At 40.9% G+C, this 19,093-nt stretch carries 16 protein-coding genes, 1 pseudogene and 1 riboswitch; of the genes and pseudogenes, 7 read left to right on the forward strand and 10 right to left on the reverse strand.

What is annotated here, in order from left to right; genetic code table 11:
• Window positions 1-745: 745 nt before the first annotated feature.
• The gene (gene yvcK, locus LGZ98_RS20270) at window positions 746-1,654 is read right to left on the reverse strand and encodes a uridine diphosphate-N-acetylglucosamine-binding protein YvcK (protein ID WP_113042154.1); all 909 of its coding nucleotides are present in this window, start codon (window positions 1,652-1,654) and stop codon (window positions 746-748) included.
• A gap of 265 nt (window positions 1,655-1,919) precedes the next feature.
• Window positions 1,920-2,064: riboswitch (molybdenum cofactor riboswitch) on the forward strand.
• Here yvcK and moaA point away from each other — a divergent pair.
• From moaA to LGZ98_RS20295, 5 genes are all read left to right on the forward strand, one after another.
• Window positions 2,054-3,034, forward strand: coding sequence for a GTP 3',8-cyclase MoaA (gene moaA / locus LGZ98_RS20275; RefSeq protein WP_113042155.1), 981 nt, complete (start codon window positions 2,054-2,056; stop codon window positions 3,032-3,034). (Overlaps the previous riboswitch by 11 nt.)
• Before the next feature lie 39 nt (window positions 3,035-3,073).
• Window positions 3,074-3,553, forward strand: a complete 480-nt coding sequence (gene moaC, locus LGZ98_RS20280; RefSeq protein ID WP_113042156.1) for a cyclic pyranopterin monophosphate synthase MoaC — start codon at window positions 3,074-3,076, stop codon at window positions 3,551-3,553.
• A complete protein-coding gene (gene moaD / locus LGZ98_RS20285) occupies window positions 3,550-3,795 on the forward strand; it encodes a molybdopterin synthase sulfur carrier subunit (RefSeq protein ID WP_112894872.1) in 246 nt (81 codons plus the stop codon). Before moaC ends, moaD begins: the two co-directional genes overlap by 4 nt.
• A 3-nt stretch (window positions 3,796-3,798) precedes the next feature.
• A complete protein-coding gene (gene moaE, locus LGZ98_RS20290; protein ID WP_113042157.1) occupies window positions 3,799-4,251 on the forward strand; it encodes a molybdopterin synthase catalytic subunit MoaE in 453 nt (150 codons plus the stop codon).
• Window positions 4,252-4,433: 182 nt separating this feature from the next.
• Window positions 4,434-5,144 (forward strand): Bax inhibitor-1/YccA family protein, encoded by a 711-nt coding sequence (locus LGZ98_RS20295; protein WP_113042158.1) that lies wholly within the window; start codon window positions 4,434-4,436, stop codon window positions 5,142-5,144.
• Window positions 5,145-5,212: 68 nt separating this feature from the next.
• On the opposite strand, the gene LGZ98_RS20300 is transcribed toward LGZ98_RS20295, so the two are convergent.
• The 5 genes from LGZ98_RS20300 to cecR are packed head-to-tail and all read right to left on the reverse strand — an operon-like array spanning window position 5,213 to window position 10,933.
• On the reverse strand, window positions 5,213-6,319 hold the full coding sequence (locus tag LGZ98_RS20300) for an ABC transporter permease (RefSeq protein WP_262978487.1): 1,107 nt from the start codon (window positions 6,317-6,319) through the stop codon (window positions 5,213-5,215).
• Between the two features lie 12 nt (window positions 6,320-6,331).
• Window positions 6,332-7,492 (reverse strand): ABC transporter permease, encoded by a 1,161-nt coding sequence (locus tag LGZ98_RS20305; RefSeq protein ID WP_113042160.1) that lies wholly within the window; start codon window positions 7,490-7,492, stop codon window positions 6,332-6,334.
• Window positions 7,492-9,228 carry an ATP-binding cassette domain-containing protein gene (locus LGZ98_RS20310; protein WP_262978488.1) on the reverse strand — a complete coding sequence of 579 codons (1,737 nt, stop codon included), beginning with the start codon at window positions 9,226-9,228 and terminating at the stop codon, window positions 7,492-7,494. Before LGZ98_RS20310 ends, LGZ98_RS20305 begins: the two co-directional genes overlap by 1 nt.
• 9 nt (window positions 9,229-9,237) lie before the next feature.
• Window positions 9,238-10,230, reverse strand: a complete 993-nt coding sequence (gene hlyD, locus LGZ98_RS20315) for a secretion protein HlyD (protein ID WP_011145810.1) — start codon at window positions 10,228-10,230, stop codon at window positions 9,238-9,240.
• 16 nt (window positions 10,231-10,246) lie between these two features.
• Window positions 10,247-10,933, reverse strand: coding sequence for a transcriptional regulator (gene cecR, locus LGZ98_RS20320; RefSeq protein ID WP_041380007.1), 687 nt, complete (start codon window positions 10,931-10,933; stop codon window positions 10,247-10,249).
• 301 nt (window positions 10,934-11,234) lie between these two features.
• Between cecR and rhlE the strand changes: the two genes are divergently transcribed.
• Both rhlE and dusC read left to right on the forward strand, forming a co-directional pair.
• The gene (rhlE, locus tag LGZ98_RS20325; protein ID WP_262978489.1) at window positions 11,235-12,521 is read left to right on the forward strand and encodes an ATP-dependent RNA helicase RhlE; all 1,287 of its coding nucleotides are present in this window, start codon (window positions 11,235-11,237) and stop codon (window positions 12,519-12,521) included.
• A 3-nt stretch (window positions 12,522-12,524) separates the two neighbouring features.
• On the forward strand, window positions 12,525-13,457 hold the full coding sequence (gene dusC / locus LGZ98_RS20330; protein ID WP_262978490.1) for a tRNA dihydrouridine(16) synthase DusC: 933 nt from the start codon (window positions 12,525-12,527) through the stop codon (window positions 13,455-13,457).
• A 127-nt stretch (window positions 13,458-13,584) separates the two neighbouring features.
• Here the strand turns inward: dusC and LGZ98_RS20335 are convergent.
• The 4 genes and pseudogenes from LGZ98_RS20335 to LGZ98_RS20350 all read right to left on the reverse strand — a co-directional run bounded on the left by LGZ98_RS20335 (window position 13,585) and on the right by LGZ98_RS20350 (window position 18,870).
• Window positions 13,585-14,139, reverse strand: a pseudogene (locus LGZ98_RS20335) (GNAT family N-acetyltransferase).
• Window positions 14,140-14,374: 235 nt separating this feature from the next.
• Window positions 14,375-15,481 carry a lipase family protein gene (locus LGZ98_RS20340; protein WP_262978491.1) on the reverse strand — a complete coding sequence of 369 codons (1,107 nt, stop codon included), beginning with the start codon at window positions 15,479-15,481 and terminating at the stop codon, window positions 14,375-14,377.
• A gap of 551 nt (window positions 15,482-16,032) precedes the next feature.
• Window positions 16,033-17,151 (reverse strand): lipase family protein, encoded by a 1,119-nt coding sequence (locus tag LGZ98_RS20345; protein WP_113042168.1) that lies wholly within the window; start codon window positions 17,149-17,151, stop codon window positions 16,033-16,035.
• 594 nt (window positions 17,152-17,745) lie between these two features.
• Window positions 17,746-18,870, reverse strand: a complete 1,125-nt coding sequence (locus LGZ98_RS20350) for a lipase family protein (RefSeq protein WP_262978492.1) — start codon at window positions 18,868-18,870, stop codon at window positions 17,746-17,748.
• Window positions 18,871-19,093 lie beyond the last annotated feature (223 nt).

Consider the following 19,093-nt stretch of genomic DNA (forward strand, 5'->3'; position numbering starts at 1 on the left):
TACATTTACTGAACCGTATTTAACGTTCTTATTTTCATTAAACTGATATTTAGGCTTTCTGTTTTCTGTTTTCTGTTTTCTGTTTTCTCCTTTTTCTGTATTTTATCTTTTAGGTTTAAAACCAATGAGGGTGGCAGAACTGCTAACGGTATTAAGATTAACGCCCATCTCTTTAATCATTTTTAATGTTGCTAAACATTCTTGCTTTTCTGGGGTTAATCTAAAAGCCGCTCGGTTTTCTACAATTATAGTCTCTGATTTTTCGTAAACTTGTTGCAGTCAGGCAAAATCTTTTATTTAAGAAGATTGGTTTAATGCGGTTAATACTGTTAAATGTTTTGATAAGATATATTCTTGTTATTGGGTTAACACTATCATTTTTTCCACCTTGTTTAATCAATTTAAAACCTGTTTTTTCTGATGTTTTCTCTTCCAATGTCAGCATGACATCGGACTTTTTACCCGCTTTTAAAAATCCTTAATCAATTCTTTTTACTTTTGATGATTAAAGTTTTTACCTGTTTTTTCGTGGTTAGCTTGGTCTCTTTTCCCACTTTTAAAACCACTACATTCTCCGCATGATAAATAAACCGCAATTTTGGGTAGATTTTTCTGACACCCGGTGTGAATGGAAGGCATCAGTTGTCGTAGAAATGTCGTCATGAAGGAACCGCGTTTGGAATGGGAACCTCAATCTTAGCTGATAAAGGAGAGCTTTTGCGGTACCTTCTTTACGGAGGGAACGTCACCCAAGGTTTTGCAGGGTATTCTCTAACGCCTGATGCAGTAATTCACGGTCGTGGCGATAGGGAACATCCTGTGCTTCGAGTATGTGCTGAGTAATAATCCGGTCGTTAAGCTCGCTGATATTTGTGCACGGGCCAACGATTACCGCATCAATTATCCGGCTGCCAATTTTGTTTTCCATTATTTCCAGCTTATCTTTCAGTGTCAGTTCGGCGGCCGCGGCACTGAGTTCTTTGCCAAGGTTACCGATATAAATCATATTGGCGTTGCTACGACGCAGGGCTTGGGTTAAATCTTCAAGCAGAAGCAATGGCATCAGACTGGTGAAGAAGCTGCCAGGGCCGATAATAATCAGATCTGCTTGAGTGATAGCATCCAATGCCTCTTTTGTTGCGGTCGCAGGCGGATAAAGCATCAACTCCTGAGGAATACAATTCAATTGATCAACATTAACTTCGCCATAAATGGTGTTGCCTTGATCATCTATCGCCATCAGGTCAACGGGCTGCTCAGACATTGGAATAAGATGAGCATTAACTTTCAACAAACTGCGGATTAAATTAATTGCCTCAAGGGGTCTGACACTTAAATGATCTAACGCCTTAAGCATCAGATTCCCCAAGTTATGCCCCGCCAGTTCGCCATTGCCACTGAAACGGTATTCGAACATTGCTGACGCGACGCTGGGTTCGGTAATAAGCTGATTTAAACAATTGCGGGTATCACCCCAGGCAATACCGCCTTCTGAACGCCGGATCCTGCCGGTTGAGCCGCCATTATCTGTCGTGGTGACAATGCCTGTTAGGCGAGAGCCTAGTGATGAAAGAGAGGACATAACGCGGCCAAGGCCATGACCTCCGCCTAAGGCAACTACCCGATCTAAATCGGCTAATGTGCGGTTTCGCATAGAATTCCTATTACTGACTGAGCATATATTCGCTGAATAATTTTAGCGTAATTTATTATAAAACACGATTAACTGAACAAACGTTATGATTGGGTGCAATGTCTTAACTGATCACAAATAGAAATTGTCTGTTATTTATTCTGAACAATGTGGTAATTCATTGTATATTCAATTATATAACGAAAGTGGGGATTCGCATTTTTCTTTGTTAAGCGCTAAAATCTATATCAATCAGAGAAGGTCGTTTTACATTAAATCATATACCCTATGGAATTAACCCCTAGCCTCTGTATCTAAGTCCCTTTTTACACAGCGATATGATGCTTTGGCCGTGACCACTGAGTCACCAGGATGTGAGGCAGAAATGCCCGCATCTCCCATGTTTGGAAAGGTGTTATAGTGGAACAACTCATAGATGCTTTTGCCCGCAAATTTTACTATTTGCGGCTATCAATCACCGATGTATGTAATTTTCGGTGCACTTATTGTTTGCCGGATGGTTATAAACCCCGTGGACATCACTCCTTTTTGACATTATCCGAAATTCGTCTTGTTGGCCGGGCGTTTGCCGATCTGGGTACAGAGAAAATCCGTTTGACGGGGGGCGAACCGACCATGCGCCGCGATTTCACCGATATTATTTCCGTCATACGTGAAAATAAGTTGATTAAAACCCTCGCAGTAACCACTAACGGTTATCGAATGGAACGAGATATTGCTAAGTGGAAAGAGGCGGGTTTAACCGCAGTGAATGTCAGTATGGATTCGCTTGATCCCCGCCAATTTCATGCGATTACCGGGCAGGACAAATTTTTTCAGGTGATGCGTGGTATTGATGCAGCATTCGCGGCGGGTTTTAGTAAAGTGAAAGTCAACGTGGTGCTGATGAAAAATGTTAACGATATCAGCCTGTCTGCTTTCCTGTACTGGATAAAAGATCGTCCGATTCAATTAAGATTCATCGAGTTGATGGAAACCGGTGACGGTGGTGACATGTTTCGTCAATACCATATTTCGGGGGAAATTATCCGGGAACGCCTGTTGCTCGATGGCTGGCATTTGCTTCAACGTTCACGCAGTGATGGCCCTGCACAGGTTTTTAACCATCCTGATTATCAGGGAGAAATTGGCCTAATTATGCCTTATGAGAAAGATTTTTGTCGGAGTTGTAATCGGTTACGTGTTTCTTCAATCGGTCATCTTCATTTATGCCTGTTTGGTGAACAAGGGATACCTTTGCGTGACTTATTGGCGAGTGAAAAACAACTCGATGATCTGAAATTGCGTATTCAGGATGGATTGCGGCATAAACGGGAAACCCATTTTCTTCATCAAGGTGACAGTGGTATCACCCCAAATCTTTCCGTTATCGGCGGTTAATTTACCGTCTGGATCTTGTTGTTTTTTCAGGAGCTGAGAATGTCTCAATTAACTCACATCAATTCTATCGGTGAAGCGCATATGGTTGATGTTTCTGCTAAAGCTGACACATCACGCGAGGCAAGGGCAGAAGCGTTTGTTGGAATGAGGCCGGAAACACTGGCAATGATTATTGAAGGTCGCCATCACAAAGGTGATGTATTTGCCACCGCGAGGATTGCGGGTATCCAAGCAGCCAAGCGCACATGGGAATTAATTCCGCTGTGTCATCCATTACTGCTAACTAAAGTAGAAGTCCAGTTGGAAGCTCAGACAAAATATAACCGGGTCAGAATTGAATCCTGTTGTCGTCTGACTGGGAAAACCGGTGTTGAAATGGAGGCCCTGACAGCGGCATCAGTTGCGGCTTTGACAATTTACGATATGTGTAAAGCGGTACAGAAAGATATGGTCATTGGGCCAGTTCGTTTACTGGAGAAGATAGGTGGTAAATTAGGTCATTTTAAGGTGGAGCAATGATTAAAGTACTGTTTTTTGCTCAGGTACGTGAGCTGGTAGGTACTGATTCACTGGATCTCGATAATCGTTACACAACCGTTGACGGTTTGAGGACGGCGCTAATATCAAAGGGAGAACGTTGGGCCTTGGCGTTGGAAGATGGAAAATTGTTGTCAGCGGTAAACCAATCTCTTGTTCATGGCGGGCACCGATTACAGGATGGCGATGAAGTGGCCTTTTTCCCGCCGGTGACTGGGGGATAATAAATGGAAAACACCCGCATTTTCGTTGGGCCGGAGAATTTCAAGGTAGGAGATGAATATCAATGGCTTGCTCAATGTGAGGAAGATGGTGCTATCGTCACTTTCACTGGCAAAGTCCGCAATCATAATTTGGGAGATAATGTTGGCGCGCTGAGATTGGAACATTATCCGGGAATGACGGAAAAAACGTTACAGCGTATTGTCACTGAAGCACGCAGTCGCTGGCCGTTGCAGCGAATCAGTGTTGTCCATCGGGTTGGTACACTGTATCCGGGTGATGAGATTGTGTTTGTGGGTGTGACCGGTGCTCATCGTCATATGGTTTTTGAAGCGGCTGAATTTATTATGGATTATTTGAAAACTCAAGCGCCTTTCTGGAAAAAAGAGTTTTTGCCTGATGGTGAACGTTGGGTTGAATCCCGTGAGAGCGATCAGGAAGCCGCGAAACGTTGGTGATGAAAATATTGGCTAAATTCTGTGAAACGCTTCGAAAAAGGATTGAATAAAAAGATTGCTATATGAGTAATTATTGAATAGTTAATTGTTTTGTTTATATTCTATGATAATGTATAAAACTTGAGTGGGTTGTTGGTACTGAACAACCTAGGTCTTTAATATCGTTATAAAAGGTAAGCTTCATGGATCGATATCCTCGCTCTAATGGCTCGATAATCCAGCAAGCTGGAACCGGCCTACAAACTTATATGGCCCAGGTTTATGGTTGGATGACTTGTGGTCTGTTATTAACTGCATTTGTGGCTTGGTATGTGTCACAAAATCAGGATCTTGTTGTATATATTTTCTCAAATTCAATACTATTCTATGGGTTGATTATTGCTCAGTTTGGGTTGGTTTTCGTCCTCTCTGGCATGATTAACCGCATAGGAGCTTCGTTAGCCACAGGGTTGTTTATGCTCTATTCAGCGCTGACTGGCTTAACGCTTTCCAGTATTTTTGTTGTATATACTACCGGCTCCATTGCTAGCACTTTTGTCGTGACGGCGGGGATGTTTGGTGCGTTGAGTTTTTACGGCTATACCACCAAACGTAGCCTGAGTGGCCTTGGTAGCTTCTTGTTTATGGGGTTGATCGGCATCATTTTGGCTTCTCTGATTAACCTCTGGTTAAAGAGTGAAGCGTTGATGTGGGCGGTAACCTACATTGGTGTCGTTATCTTTGCGGGCTTAACCGCTTACGACACTCAGAAGCTGAAAGAGATGGGTGCAGATCTGGATGTGAATGACAAAGAGAATTTGCGTAAATTCTCGATTGTCGGCGCACTGACGCTGTATCTAGACTTTATCAACATGTTCTTGATGTTATTGCGTATTTTTGGCGATCGTCGCTAAATTTACTGATTGGCTTCTGAGAAAAGCCCTGCATCGTTAAGCATAGCTAAAATGCAGGGTCATTCTTGTTAAGCAATTTTCCGTCGAAATAACCAATAGGCAAGATTACCGGTTGTGGCAGTAATGACCAAAAGAGGCCACAAACTTCTCCAGATAACCGTGAAATCGGCATCTTTGAGATAAATTTGCTTAGTGATGTCGTTAAAGTGCCAGATAGGATTAATCCAGGTGATGTCTTGTAACCATCCGAACATATTTTCAACCGGAGAAATATAACCGGAGATTAAGATAGCGGGCATGATAAAGACAAATACGCCAATAAACGCCTGTTGCTGAGTGTAGCAAAGGGCAGAGATTAACAGGCCAAATCCCACCAGCGATAAACTGTAGATCAGCATAGCGCAGTAAAACAGCGCTAGTGAACCAGAAAAGGGAATTTGATAGCAGAATATGCCAATGGCAAGCACTAAAGTGGCCTGAAAGGTAGCGACAATCACCGCCGGAACGGCTTTGCCAATGAAAATCTGCCAGGTGGTCATGGGTGAAACGAGTAATTGATCCAGTGTTCCTTGTTCCCTTTCGCGCACAATTGACAGTGCCGTGACCGTCAATATTCCAACCGTAGTAATCAGTGCCACTAAAGAGGGCACGACAAACCATTTATAATCCAAGTTAGGGTTATACCAGTTGCGGATCACCAACTCGCTATTATTGGCTTTCGGCAGATTACCCATCAGTTCCTGTTGATAGTTAAGGACAATTTCTTGGATATAGCCCGCTGCAATTTGAGCGCTGTTAGAATTGCGTCCATCCAGTAATACTTGGAGGGAAACCGGTTCATGACTGGCAATTTTAGCACTGAAATCTTGTGGGAAACGTACCAGTAATAGGGCCTTTTGGTGATCGATTACCGGTTGTATTTCTTGTGAATGATTCAGCAATAGCACATCAGGAAATGCTTTTGATTTTGCCAGCCGTTGGGTGAGCTCAATAGAGGCTTTGCCTTTGTCTTCATCAAAAATAGCAATAGTTGCATTAGTCACATCAAGGGTTGCTGATAAAGGAAATAAGATCATCTGGAAGATAACCGGCATAACTAAGATAGCCCGTGTTTGCGGATCTCTGAGTAGAGATTGCAATTCTTTAATAATCAGGGTGTAAAGACGATAAAACATGCTAATTCCTTCTTAATCCAGACGCCGCTGGGTTTTCCATGCTGTCAGGCCAATAAACACAATAGCGGAGGCGATCAGTAATAATAGATTTATCACCAGTACCGTACTGATATTTCCAGCCAGAAAGAGAGTATGCAAACTACTGACAAAATAACGAGCCGGGATGAAATAGGTCACTACCTGAATAAAGGCAGGCATGCTATTTATTTCAAAGATGAAGCCGGAAAGCATAATCGCAGGCAGAAAAGCGACATTCAGCGCTATCATTGCGGCATTAAATTGGTTGCGTGTCACCGTAGAGATCAAAAGCCCGATACCAAGGGTCGTAGCCAGGTAGAGGCTAGTGATTACAGACAATATCCATAACGAGCCTCTGTAGGGGACATCCAGCACAAATACTGCCACCAGCATACAGAGCATCATAGAGAATGATCCAAGCACTTGATAAGGCAAGAGTTTAGAAAGCAGTAATTCGGTGCGGGTAATTTGAGTAGAAAGCAGAGCTTCCATCGTACCGCGTTCCCATTCACGGGCAACCACCAATGATGTCAGAATGGCGCCAACCACGGTGATGATAATGGTTATTGCGCCGGGAATGATGAAATGCTGGCTAATTGTTGCCGGATTGAACCAATAACGAACCTGAATATCAATTAACGGATTGACAGCGTTCCCCTGATCTTGTCCTCTTTGTTGTAGCCAAATCTGCCACACTCCTTTAGCATAACTTTGTACAAAACTTGCTGTATTGGGTTCACTGCCGTCAGTAATGACTTGAATTTGTGCTTTACCATCAGGACGGGCAAGTTGCGCATCGAAATTAACAGGAATGACAATCAGTCCACGTATTTCTCCTGATTGCATCATATTAATTAATTGCTGACGATTATCGCTGATTTTGGGTTCAATATAGGGAGAACCGGCAAAAGCCTGTATTAATTCACGAGCATCTTCACTTTGTTGTTCTACCAGAATACCAACACGGACTGTACTGGCGTCGAGATTAATACCGTAACCAAAGATAAACAGCAGAATCAATGGAATGGCAATAGAAATTAATCCGCTGGTGGGATCACGTAAGATCTGTTTTGTCTCTTTTACACAAAGTGCTTTCAATCGCCACCAAGAGAAGCGGACAGCTTGCTGTGGAGCATGTTGCTTTGGGCTACTCATTATTGTAGCTCCTCATCATAATTAACGACCAGATCAATAAATGCCTGTTCCATTGATGGGTCAGGGTTTTCATCAGTAGCAACCCATTGTTTCAAGTCATCAGGCGTTCCGGCGGCAATCAATTTACCTCGGAATACCAACCCTATTCGGTCACAATATTCTGCTTCATCCATAAAGTGGGTGGTCACCATAACGGTAACGCCTTTATCTACCATGCCGTTGATATGTAGCCAGAATTCCCGTCGTATCTGTGGATCAACCCCCGAAGTTGGCTCGTCCAGGAACAAAATATCTGGCTCATGCATCAGTGCGCAGGAAAGGGCAAGACGCTGCTTATATCCCAGAGGCAATTGGTCGGTGGTTTGATGTAAAACAGATTTGAGATTGAAAGCGTCGATCATGCCATCAATTTTTTCTTTTTGCTTGCGCCCTTGCAGGCCGTAAATGCCGGAAAAGAATTTCAGGTTCTGTTCAACTGTCAGGTTGCCATACAGAGAAAATTTCTGCGCCATATAACCTAAATGTTGGCGGGCTTTCCCGGAGCTGGTTTTCAGATCCATTCCCAATACCAGCGCCTTACCGCCAGTCGGCACCGTGAGCCCGCACATCATTTTAAACGTGGTGGATTTACCGGCACCGTTCGGGCCAAGCAGACCAAAGATTTCTCCACGTTTCACCTGAAAATCAACATGGTCAGTGGCAGCAAAATCGCCAAATTTTTTGGTTAAATCCTGCGCTTCAATGACTGTTTCTGTCGGGTTAGCAGCAATCCGTGGCATGATCTTTGCTAGTTCAGAATGGCGGGTGGAACCGCCACCGAGTAAATCGATAAAAGCATCTTCAAAGCGGGGAGCGGCTTTAACGATTTCAGCATCAGGTTGCTTAAGCTGGCTAAGTAATTCTTGCGGTGAGGCATCAGGTTTGAGAATAAGACGAACAGATTTCCCCTGAATCACACCATCTGTGACTTGTGGCAAGGTAAGAGCATGTTGCAACATTTTTCTACGGGAATCTTGTTTGGCACCAAGCAGAAAAGAACGCCCGGACATCTTTTGGGTCAGTTTTTGTGGTTGTCCACTGTAGAGCAGTTTTCCTTGATTAAGTAGCAGGACATCACGACACCGCTCAGCTTCATCCAGATAAGAAGTACTCCAGAGGATTAACATCCCATCATCTGCCAGTTCGTGAACCATCCGCCAGAGTTCGCGGCGGGCTATCGGGTCAACTCCAACGCCGGGTTCGTCCAGCAGCAGAACTTTGGGTTTGCCAAGCAGAGTACAGGCAAGCCCCAGCTTTTGCTTCATGCCGCCTGAAAGTTTGCCCGCCAGTCGCCCGGTAAAACGGGTCAGATCAGTAAACGTAAGTAGTTGTTCATAGATTTTTTTACGCTCGTCACCCAGCAAGCCACGCAGATCTGCATACAGATTCAGGTTTTCTAATACGGTTAAATCTTCATACAGGCCAAATTTCTGTGGCATATAGCCCAGTTCAAAGCGCACTTGTACGCCATCTTTTATCGGATCAAGCCCCATTATTTCAATAGAACCGCTATCGGGTTTCAGTAAACCCGCTAGCATGCGTATCAGTGTCGTTTTTCCTGCTCCATCCGGGCCTACAAGCCCAGTAATGGAGCCACCGTAGATCTCTGCGGTCAGGCTGGATACCGCAGGATTATTCAGGCCGGGAAAAGTTTTTTCGACTTTTTCTAACCTTATCGTATATGCGGAGCTGCTCATGACAGCCCCTTATTTATCTGAATCGGAAAAATGCAGAGTAACTGGCATACCTTGGCGCAGGGCATCATCCGGGTCGGTGACAATAATGCGCAACCGATAGACTAGATCAGTACGTAGATCGGGGGTCTCTACATTCTTTGGTGTAAATTCGGCGGTGGGTGAAACAAAGCCAATTTTGCCGTGATAAGGTTTATCTTTGCGGCTGTCGGTATAAAGTAAAATTTCACGCCCTGGCGTTGCCTGTCCGAGATGGCTTTCAGCGATATAGGCTCTTACCCAAACCGGATCAGTCAGAGAAAGGGTAAACACCGTATTGCCGGCTGACAGCATAGTGCCTGGTTCAATGGCGCGGGTCAGGATAGTACCGGATGAGGGGGAAGTCAGTTGAGTATCTTGTAAGTCCAATTCAGCCTGAGCAACAGCCGCTTCGGCTTGAGCAAGCTGGCCTTTAGCTTCTGCAATTTCTTCTTTACGATAACCGGTTTCGAACTGGTTCAGTTTATCTTTAGCGGCTTGTAAAGCCGCTAATGCTTGATTGTGATTCGTTTTAGCATCATCTAATTCGTTAGCCGAAATAACTTTGCTTTGCCACAAACCTTGCTGGCGTTTGAAGAAACTATTAGCGAAATGCCAGGCAGCCTCGCGTTGTGCCACTTCCGAACGGACTTGGGCAATTTCTTCCGTGCGATAACCCTCTTCCATCATGGCTAAACGTGCTTTAGTGCTATCACGAGTGGCTTTTGCTTTATTGAGGGCGTTAGTAAATGGCCCATTATCCAGTTGGCCGATGACTTGATTGGCCGCAATGGTGTCGCCTTCATCAACTTGTAGACTAGCGAGTTTACCACCAACCCGGAAACTAAGATTAACAGTACGTATATCTACATTGCCATAGAGGGTCAAAGTTTTATCACTTTTACCTTGATAATAGTAACTGCCTAAAATGGCACTAAGAATAATTGCGGTCACCAATATTGCCAGAGTGAGTTTTTTGTTGTACATGATATTCCCTGTTATTTTATTTATTCAGATTATGTTTTTTCAGTCCATTCAGTAATAAATCGATATGCTGGATAAGGATCTGATCAATCAATTTATATTCTTCGGGCCCGATATTATTCCAGCCTGTCTGACGTAATAACGTTTCCCTCGCCATGCGGAAAGTGAGAACTTCTCCCATTAAAGCATGAGTGTGTAGCATGGTAGAAAGCTGATGTTCATCGGCATCGATATAGCTGGCAATCAGTTTATTTAATCTGCTGTGAAGAGGTACAAGTGCTTGCTTATGGATTAGGGTATAAGCATCCGTTGGTGCAAGTTGTTCTCTGGCCATTATCCGGCTGATATTAATACTCTCTTTTTCAATCATCAGGCGGTTAATGCCAAGGAATCCTTCATGAATCATCCTCAATATATTTTCTGCTGAGTACGGGGCTGATGATGAAAAAAAATCATCAATTTCCTTAAAAAGATGCGTGAACTCAGTCTTAATTGTGTCAGTAATATGCTGGGCAACTGCCTGATAAAGCCCCTCTTTAGAGCCAAAATAATAAGCTATGGCGGCAATGTTTTGTTGAGCATGTAATGCAATTTCCCTCGTCGTTGCACCGGTCAGTCCTGATTTACCGAAAATTTCAAGGGCTGCTTCGAGTAGCTGTTGTTTGGCTTGTTCGCCTCTGGCGGTTTGGGTGTTGTTGACTGACATCGACATGAATCCTGTTGCAAATAATCAAAAGACTTAAACAAAATATCAATCATTAGTTAACTCTATACTTATAGTAAATCAATGTAAATTGCATAAAAATGTTATGGATCATGAAAATTACCGGGTAAATAGCTATTGTTTTAGTTGCATCATCAGAAAGTATATCTGGTATAATAGCTAAAATATGGAGCATTGCAGTTGTGTTTTTTCCTTTGTGGTATTTACCACGTCTGATTTTCTTCCCATAAAACTGCCCCTGAATAGCGTTCAGGAATGGTGAAGTCTGGAGCATTTCTTATTTATGAATTTCAAATCACTTGGCTTAAGTGCTGATATTTTGCGTGCCGTTGAAGAACAGGGTTATTCAGCGCCGACACCAATCCAACAACAGGCAATTCCTGTTGTATTAGCAGGTAAAGATTTATTAGCGAGTGCTCAAACAGGCACAGGTAAAACCGCAGGTTTTACCTTACCCATGCTGCACCGGTTAAATGATTCCCCTATTCAGATGAAAGGGCGCCGGCCAGTCAGAGCATTAATCCTGACTCCAACTCGTGAATTGGCTGCTCAAGTGGGTGAAAATGTCCGCGACTACAGTAAATACCTCAGACTGCGCTCTCTGGTTGTTTTTGGCGGTGTCAGTATTAACCCTCAGATGATGAAATTGCGTGGGGGTGTGGATATTTTAGTCGCAACACCGGGGCGGTTACTGGATCTTGAACATCAAAATGCGGTTGATTTATCCCGGGTAGAAATTTTGGTATTGGATGAAGCTGACCGGATGCTGGATATGGGGTTTATTCATGATATTCGTCGAGTGCTGAATAAATTACCACCGAAACGGCAAAATTTACTGTTTTCCGCGACTTTCTCTGACGATATCAAAAGCTTAGCCAGTAAGTTATTGCGTGATCCCGTCAGTGTTGAAGTTGCACGTCGTAACTCTGCTTCTGAACAGATTGAACAGCTTGTTCACTTTGTCGATAAAAAGCGTAAAGGTGAGCTGCTCTCTTTCTTGATCGGCAGCCGTAACTGGCAGCAAGTTCTGGTATTTACCCGAACCAAACATGGCGCGAACCGTTTGGCAGAACAGTTAAATAAAGATGGTGTAACGGCTTCGGCTATTCATGGTAATAAAAGTCAGGGGGCGAGAACCCGTGCACTGGCTGATTTTAAAGATGGCCGGATCAGAGTGCTGGTAGCGACAGATATTGCGGCCCGTGGTCTGGACATTGATCAACTGCCTTATGTGGTGAATTTTGAATTGCCTAATGTCGCTGAAGATTATGTCCACCGTATTGGTCGTACTGGCCGAGCAGATGCAACAGGGCAGGCACTTTCTCTAGTCTGTGTTGATGAGCATAAGCTGTTGAAAGATATTGAGCGTTTGTTAAAACGGGAGATTCCCCGTATGGCAATTCCCGGTTATGAGCCAGATCCAACGATCAAGGCTGAACCTATCCAAAACGGTCGTCAGGCACGTGGCGATAATCGGCAGAAAAATAGCCATCGCCGTTCTGGGGCGCCTTCGCGTCAGCGTAGCAGCAGTCATGATGTATCCCATAAATCGCCTAACGTCAGAGGTTAATCGATGCGGGTTTTACTGGCTCCGATGGAAGGTGTGCTGGACTCTTTGGTTAGGGAACTTCTGAGTGAAATCAATGAGTACGATTTGTGCATTACGGAATTTTTACGGGTTGTCGATAGCCTGTTGCCGGTAAAATCTTTTTATCGACTTTGTCCTGAATTACGTAACCAAAGCCGGACACCATCCGGCACATTGGTACGGATTCAGCTTTTGGGTCAATATCCACAGTGGCTGGCGGAAAATGCGGCACGAGCGATTGAATTAGGATCCTATGGGGTTGATTTAAATTGCGGTTGCCCGTCAAAAACGGTCAATGGTAGCGGTGGCGGAGCAACGTTGCTAAAAGATCCTGAACTGATTTATCAGGGAGCGAAAGCGATACGTGAAGCGGTACCTGCTCATTTGCCTGTGACGGTTAAGGTTCGCTTGGGTTGGGATAGCGGTGATCGGCAATTTGAAATTGCCGATGCGGTACAACAGGCGGGTGCGACGGAAATGACAGTTCATGGGCGAACCAAAGAGGATGGTTACCGAGCGGAGCGTATTAACTGGCAAGCGATTGGTGAAATTCGTCAACGTCTCTCTATTCCGGTTATCGCTAACGGTGAAATTTGGGATTGGCAAAGTGCGCAGAATTGCCAGAGTGTGACAGGCTGCGATGCGGTCATGATTGGGCGGGGTGCGCTTCACGTTCCTAATTTGAGCCGAGTGGTAAAATATAACGAACCAAAAATGTGCTGGCAGGACGTTGTTCAACTATTGCAAAAATATATCCGGTTGGAAAAGCAGGGTGATACCGGGCAATATCATGTTGCTCGGATTAAACAGTGGCTTGGTTATTTGCGTAAAGAATATGAAGAAGCGACAATGCTGTTTGAGGCGATAAGAAAGTTAAAGACATCTGCTGATATAACGCATGTAATTTCTTTGGTGTGACAGATGATTAAGAGCAACTTAAAACCTATTTCCATTAGGGCTATTATTTTATTTTGCTCTTCTTTGTTATGAAGAATGAACTTGGGAAGTGCTTAGACAAAAGCATGCCCATGAACATGTAAGACCGTTACTCTTTTTGAGAATTATTTTTATTCCACTCGTCGCGAGTTATTTCCCATGTTTCCGAGGGCATTTTTCCGCTAACAAAGTCTCTATTTTCTAATCTTATTAATCGCATACCACTTTTAATTGATATTTTCTTTGAGGCAATATTGTCGCTGGATTTAGGTGCTCTGAGTACGTTTCGATTTAGGGTATTAAACCAAAAATCGGTAACTACTTGGACCTCTTCGGTCATAAATCCGTTTCCATGCCATTGTGGATCTAGCCAGAAACCTCTATTATTATTTTCTTAATCATATAGTGATATCATTCCTATTATTATTGATGGCTCATCCTTCTTTCTTATAGTCCAAAACCATGCATTTCCTTTTGCCATTGATGGTAGGGCGATATTATTTATATATTTCATAGCACCATCATCTGGGTAGGGCCACGGGGTATTTGCTGTCAGATAGCGAACAATTTCCCACTGAGGAAAGATATTTTGAATTTGTATATAATCCTTACTTTCTAAAGGATGTAATATTAATCTTCTGGTTTCTAGCTTCTTGGGTTCCATTTTGGTTTCCTTTTGTGATGCTTTATTTTACAAAAAATCAGATGATAATGAATTTTACTACCACGACGTGATATCTTTGTCAAAATAATTTTAATTGATGTGATAATGGTTATTATGAATGATTTTGGCAGAGGGATGATTCATTAGTAATGTTGAAGATTATGAAGTTATAAAATGGAACCTTTAATCAAGGTTCCATTTGGTTTAAATTAAAGCAAGAGGTAATACGATAAAACTATCGGATATTATCTTCATCTTGAATAATAGATGAGAAAAGTTCTCTAATATTGCGAGATTGACCATCGTTAATGACAACAATATCATAACCAGTTGGTGGATTAGCACGATCATTAACTACAATAAAACTCATGCCGTACTCTTTTGGATAAGCATCAATATGCTGAAGTACGATTTTTTCAATTAAACCTGTAGAAGGTTTTAAATCAGGTGCGGTAAAAGGTAAATCTGGCGTAATTTGAGTGTAATTCTTATCCTTCACGACTGAAATAAAACCGTTAACGATTAAAGTTGATATTGGATAAAGAGCTTTAATCTCTTCTAATCCTTTTACACTCCAGGCTAGGGTAACGATATCTTTACGATTATGGACCCGGAGAAAATGACTTTCATAGCTAGATAGTAATGTTCCATTAAAAACAGATTCACTATAGGATACAAAAACGTCGTTACCGGCAGTTGGGGCAGCAAAGGAGGAAACATGAATACGAATATTATTATTTCCTTTATCAATATAACGTCTCTTTAAATACAGGCCAAGCGTCGAGGCCATCACACCGCCTAAACTGTGCCCTGTAAGAGTAATATTATGTACGCCTTCTTCCAGAGCAATTTTATCAATTACCTCAATCAATGATTTTCCATAACCAGCAGGGTTATTGCTTTTAATTTGATTGATAATATAGTTTAAAGTTATATGAGTTCCCTTTGAAATTTTAGCATCTTTGGGGGCTTTTGGATCCCAAATTGACCAGTCTACAGTTGTGCCTACATTGAAATTCTCATCAAACCAGTTAACAGCGGACCATGAACCACGAATAACGATTCGATAATCGTTTGGATTGTTGAGATCTTTGACAATGAATAAAACGTGATCATCTTTTTTATCGGTAACGCTTGTTTTATTATTAACACTCCCGACACGAAAAACAGCAGGTCCCCAAATGATAGAGAATCTATTTGCTGTCGCTTTACTACTTGCTAATGATTTTTGAATATTTTCTGAAACGATAGCCGGTTCTGGTTGATAGGTTATTATACTCCCTGAGTTAATAATAAAGCCTAACGCGAGATTTATTTTTTGATCTTCAAGAGAAATTGTCATTTTTGTTTCCAATTTTTAATATAATGAATGCTGATCTGATGTGTTAGCGTAAACATCAATACTTTGGGTTTTTATTTAAACAACAGAATCAAAGTTAATAATAATCTTTAAATCTGTTAAATGAGAGTATATAATTTTTTGAAGTTATTTTATTTAACAAAATAAATTATCTATTATGAACTTTAAAATAAGCGATAAAAATTACACCATGCTTTTATAAGGTTAGATTAGCTATTTAGAGTGATAATTGTGATATCTATTATCTATGGAAAATAATTTATACCCTATGGATTTCAAGATGCATCGCGACGGCAAGGGAGTGAATCCCCGGGAGCATAGCAAACTATGCGACCGGGGTGAGCGAGTGCAGCCAACAAAGAGGCGACTTGAAAGATGACGGGTATATATTGGTATCTACAAAAATGAGTGATAGTAAATGGCTGTAATTAGTGATAGATAAGAAAAATAATTTATTTGCGCTATTTAATTATCATTTGTTGAAATGAATGGAACCTTTAATAAAGGCTCCACTTATATTATACATAATAAGATTATGTAATATTGATTTTATCTTTGGTTAGAAATTTGAAGAGATCGACAATACTTTCGGATAGGCTATCATTAACTACAACAATATCGTAATCAGTCGGTATATTTGAATTATCATCAATGGTGATAAAACTCATATCATACTCTTTGGCATAGGCATGAATATGTTGATTGCCAATATTAACCAGTAAATCATCAAACAACACTATTGGTGATATTGGAATCTGTGAATGAATAGGGAAATCTGGGAAAATTTGAGTATAATTCTTATTAAAGACAGAGAGGATAAGAGCATTAATTGTTACAGTTAACACTGGATAGATAGCTTTAACTTCCTCCAAACCTTTTATATGCCAGGCTAGGGGAACCACATCCATGCTATTATGAATTCTGAGAAAATTACTTTTATAACCGGCTACTGATATGTCATTGAAAATAGATTCAGAGTAGGATGCGAAAACATCGTTACCAGCAGTTGGTCCTGCAAAAGCACAAACATTAATCCGAATATTATTATTTCCTTTATCAAGATATCGTCTCTTTATATATAAGCCAATGGTAGAAGATAGTACACCTCCCAAACTGTGTCCTGTAATAGTAATGTTTTGTATTCCTTCTTTTAAGGCGATTTTATCAATCGCATCAGTGAGAGATTCTCCATAACCCGGAGAATTATTGCTTTTCATTTGATTAATAATATAGCCTAATGCCATGTCGGTTCCATAGGCTATCTTAGCATTTTCAGGTGATCTTGAATCCCATCGTGCCCAATCTTGAGTTTCACAGACAATAATATCTTCATTAAGCCAGTTAATATCGGACCATGATCCCCGAATAACAACGCGATAGTCATTTGGATCATGGCGATTTTGCACAATGAATAAAACATGATCGTCTTTTTTATCTATAACGCTTTTTTTCCTACCAACGTCACCAACACGAAACACCGCGGGTCCCCAAATGATAGTGAATTTATTTGCTGTTGCTTTACTGCTTTCCAATGATTTTTGGATATTTTCCGAAACAATGCCCGGTTCTGGTTTGCTAGTTTTTATACCTCCAGAGTTAATAATGAAGCTTAGAGCAAGATTTGTTTTTTGAACTTCACGAGAAATAGTCATTTTTACTCCCTATTTGTTCATGTAGTAAGTATTAATGCGAGCTATCTGTTTATACCCGTCATCTTTCAAGTTGCCTCTTTGTTGGCTGCACTCGCTCACCCCGGTCGCATAGTTTGCTATGCTCCCGGGGATTCACTCCCTTGCCGTCGCGATGCATCTTGAAATCAATAGGGTATAAATATCAAGATTTAATTCTTTTACTCTTCCTATATTGGATAAAACATAATTTAACTTAAAGTTAATAATAACTTTTAAATCTGTCAAATATATATGTGGATTTTTTATTTTATGCTAGAATATAAATTATTTATTTTTAAATTAAAAGTAAATGTTTTAAATTATATATTGAATAATTGCGGTTAAATATTATTGCTATCCTTTAGGATTATCTCCATTATTCAATGTTGGTAATAGGTAAATAACTTTTTAATTATCTCTGTGAATAGTATTATTTGGAATGATTGTAAATCATTGATATTTTAATCATATATGGCGGTTATTTTATTATTATATTTAAGTCAATTTTGTTTAATGGAGCTTTTATAATAAAAGCTCCATTGATTTTAGATAAAATAGAGAAAAAGTGTAATCGATTTATGCAATGTCAATGTTATCCTCAGGCAGAGGTATCGATAAGAAATAAGCGACAATATCTTGAGATAGATTACTATTAATAACCACAATATCATCAATAGGTGGTTGAGTGCCGTCATTAACTTCCACTAAATTCATGCCATATTGATTGGCATAGGATTTAATATGTTGGAAAACAACTTGTTTATTGAGGTCCAGTTCTGCAATAGGTGCTGTAAAAGGTAAATCTGGCGTGAGTTTAGTGTAACCCTTATCTTGTACGAGAAGAACAATCTTTTTAAATCTGTTAATTAATTTCTCATCTAATTTAATTAATGGTTCATAGATAGTTGGAATTTTTTCTAATCCATCCAGGTTCCAGATGAGGGAAATAACATCTTTACGATTATATATCCTTAAAAAGTGGCTTTTATAGTGGGTTGTTGAGGTGCCATTAAAAACAGATTTAATATAAGATGAAAAAATATCATTACCGGTATTTGGGTTGGCAAAAGAGCAAACATGAATACGAATATTATTATTCCCTTTATTAAGGTATAAGCGTTTTAAATACAATCCAAGGGTAGAGGCGAGAATACCACCCAAACTGTGCCCGGTGATGGTAATATTATGTATACCTTTTTCCGAAGCAATTTTATTAATTGCCTCAATGAGTGATTCTCCATAACCAGGAATATTGTTGCTTTTTACTTGATTAACAATATAGTTTAATGCTACATGGGTTCCATAAGAGATCTTAGCATCTTTAAATTCTTCAGGGATATTTTGATCCCAAAGTGACCAGTTTACTGTTTCATGTACAGCAAAATTTTCAACTTGCCAGTTAACATCAGACCATGATCCTCGGATAACGATGCGATAATCATGGGGAATATTGCGATTTTTTACAATGAATAAAACGTGGTCGTCCTTATTATCCTTGGTGTTTTTTCCGTTATCAACGCGAAAAATGGCAGGCCCCCAAATAATAGAAAATCTGTTGGCTGTCACTCTGCTCTTTTCCAATGATGTTTGAATATCTTCTGCAACCTTAGTCGGCTCTGGTTTTTCAGTTATTATACTTCCTGCACCACTGATAAAGCTGAGTGCGAGATTTATTCTTTGATCTTTAAGCGAAATAGTCATTTTTACTCTCCATTTTTATAATATAAATTTTGATATTATGCTCTGGTAAAAGTATCAATATTCAACTTTTTATAACCCATTGCATAGGGGTATTTTATTTTTATTTCTTTGTGGTAAAACGTGGAATAGGGTAATATTCCAGATAAAAATCAATGGGTTTTATACCCTATGGATTTCAAGATGCATCGCGACGGCAAGGGAGTGAATCCCCGGGAGCATAGCA

The sequence above is a fragment of the Photorhabdus kayaii genome (genome assembly GCF_025384895.1).
In the GTDB taxonomy this organism is placed as follows: Bacteria; Pseudomonadota; Gammaproteobacteria; order Enterobacterales; family Enterobacteriaceae; genus Photorhabdus; species Photorhabdus kayaii.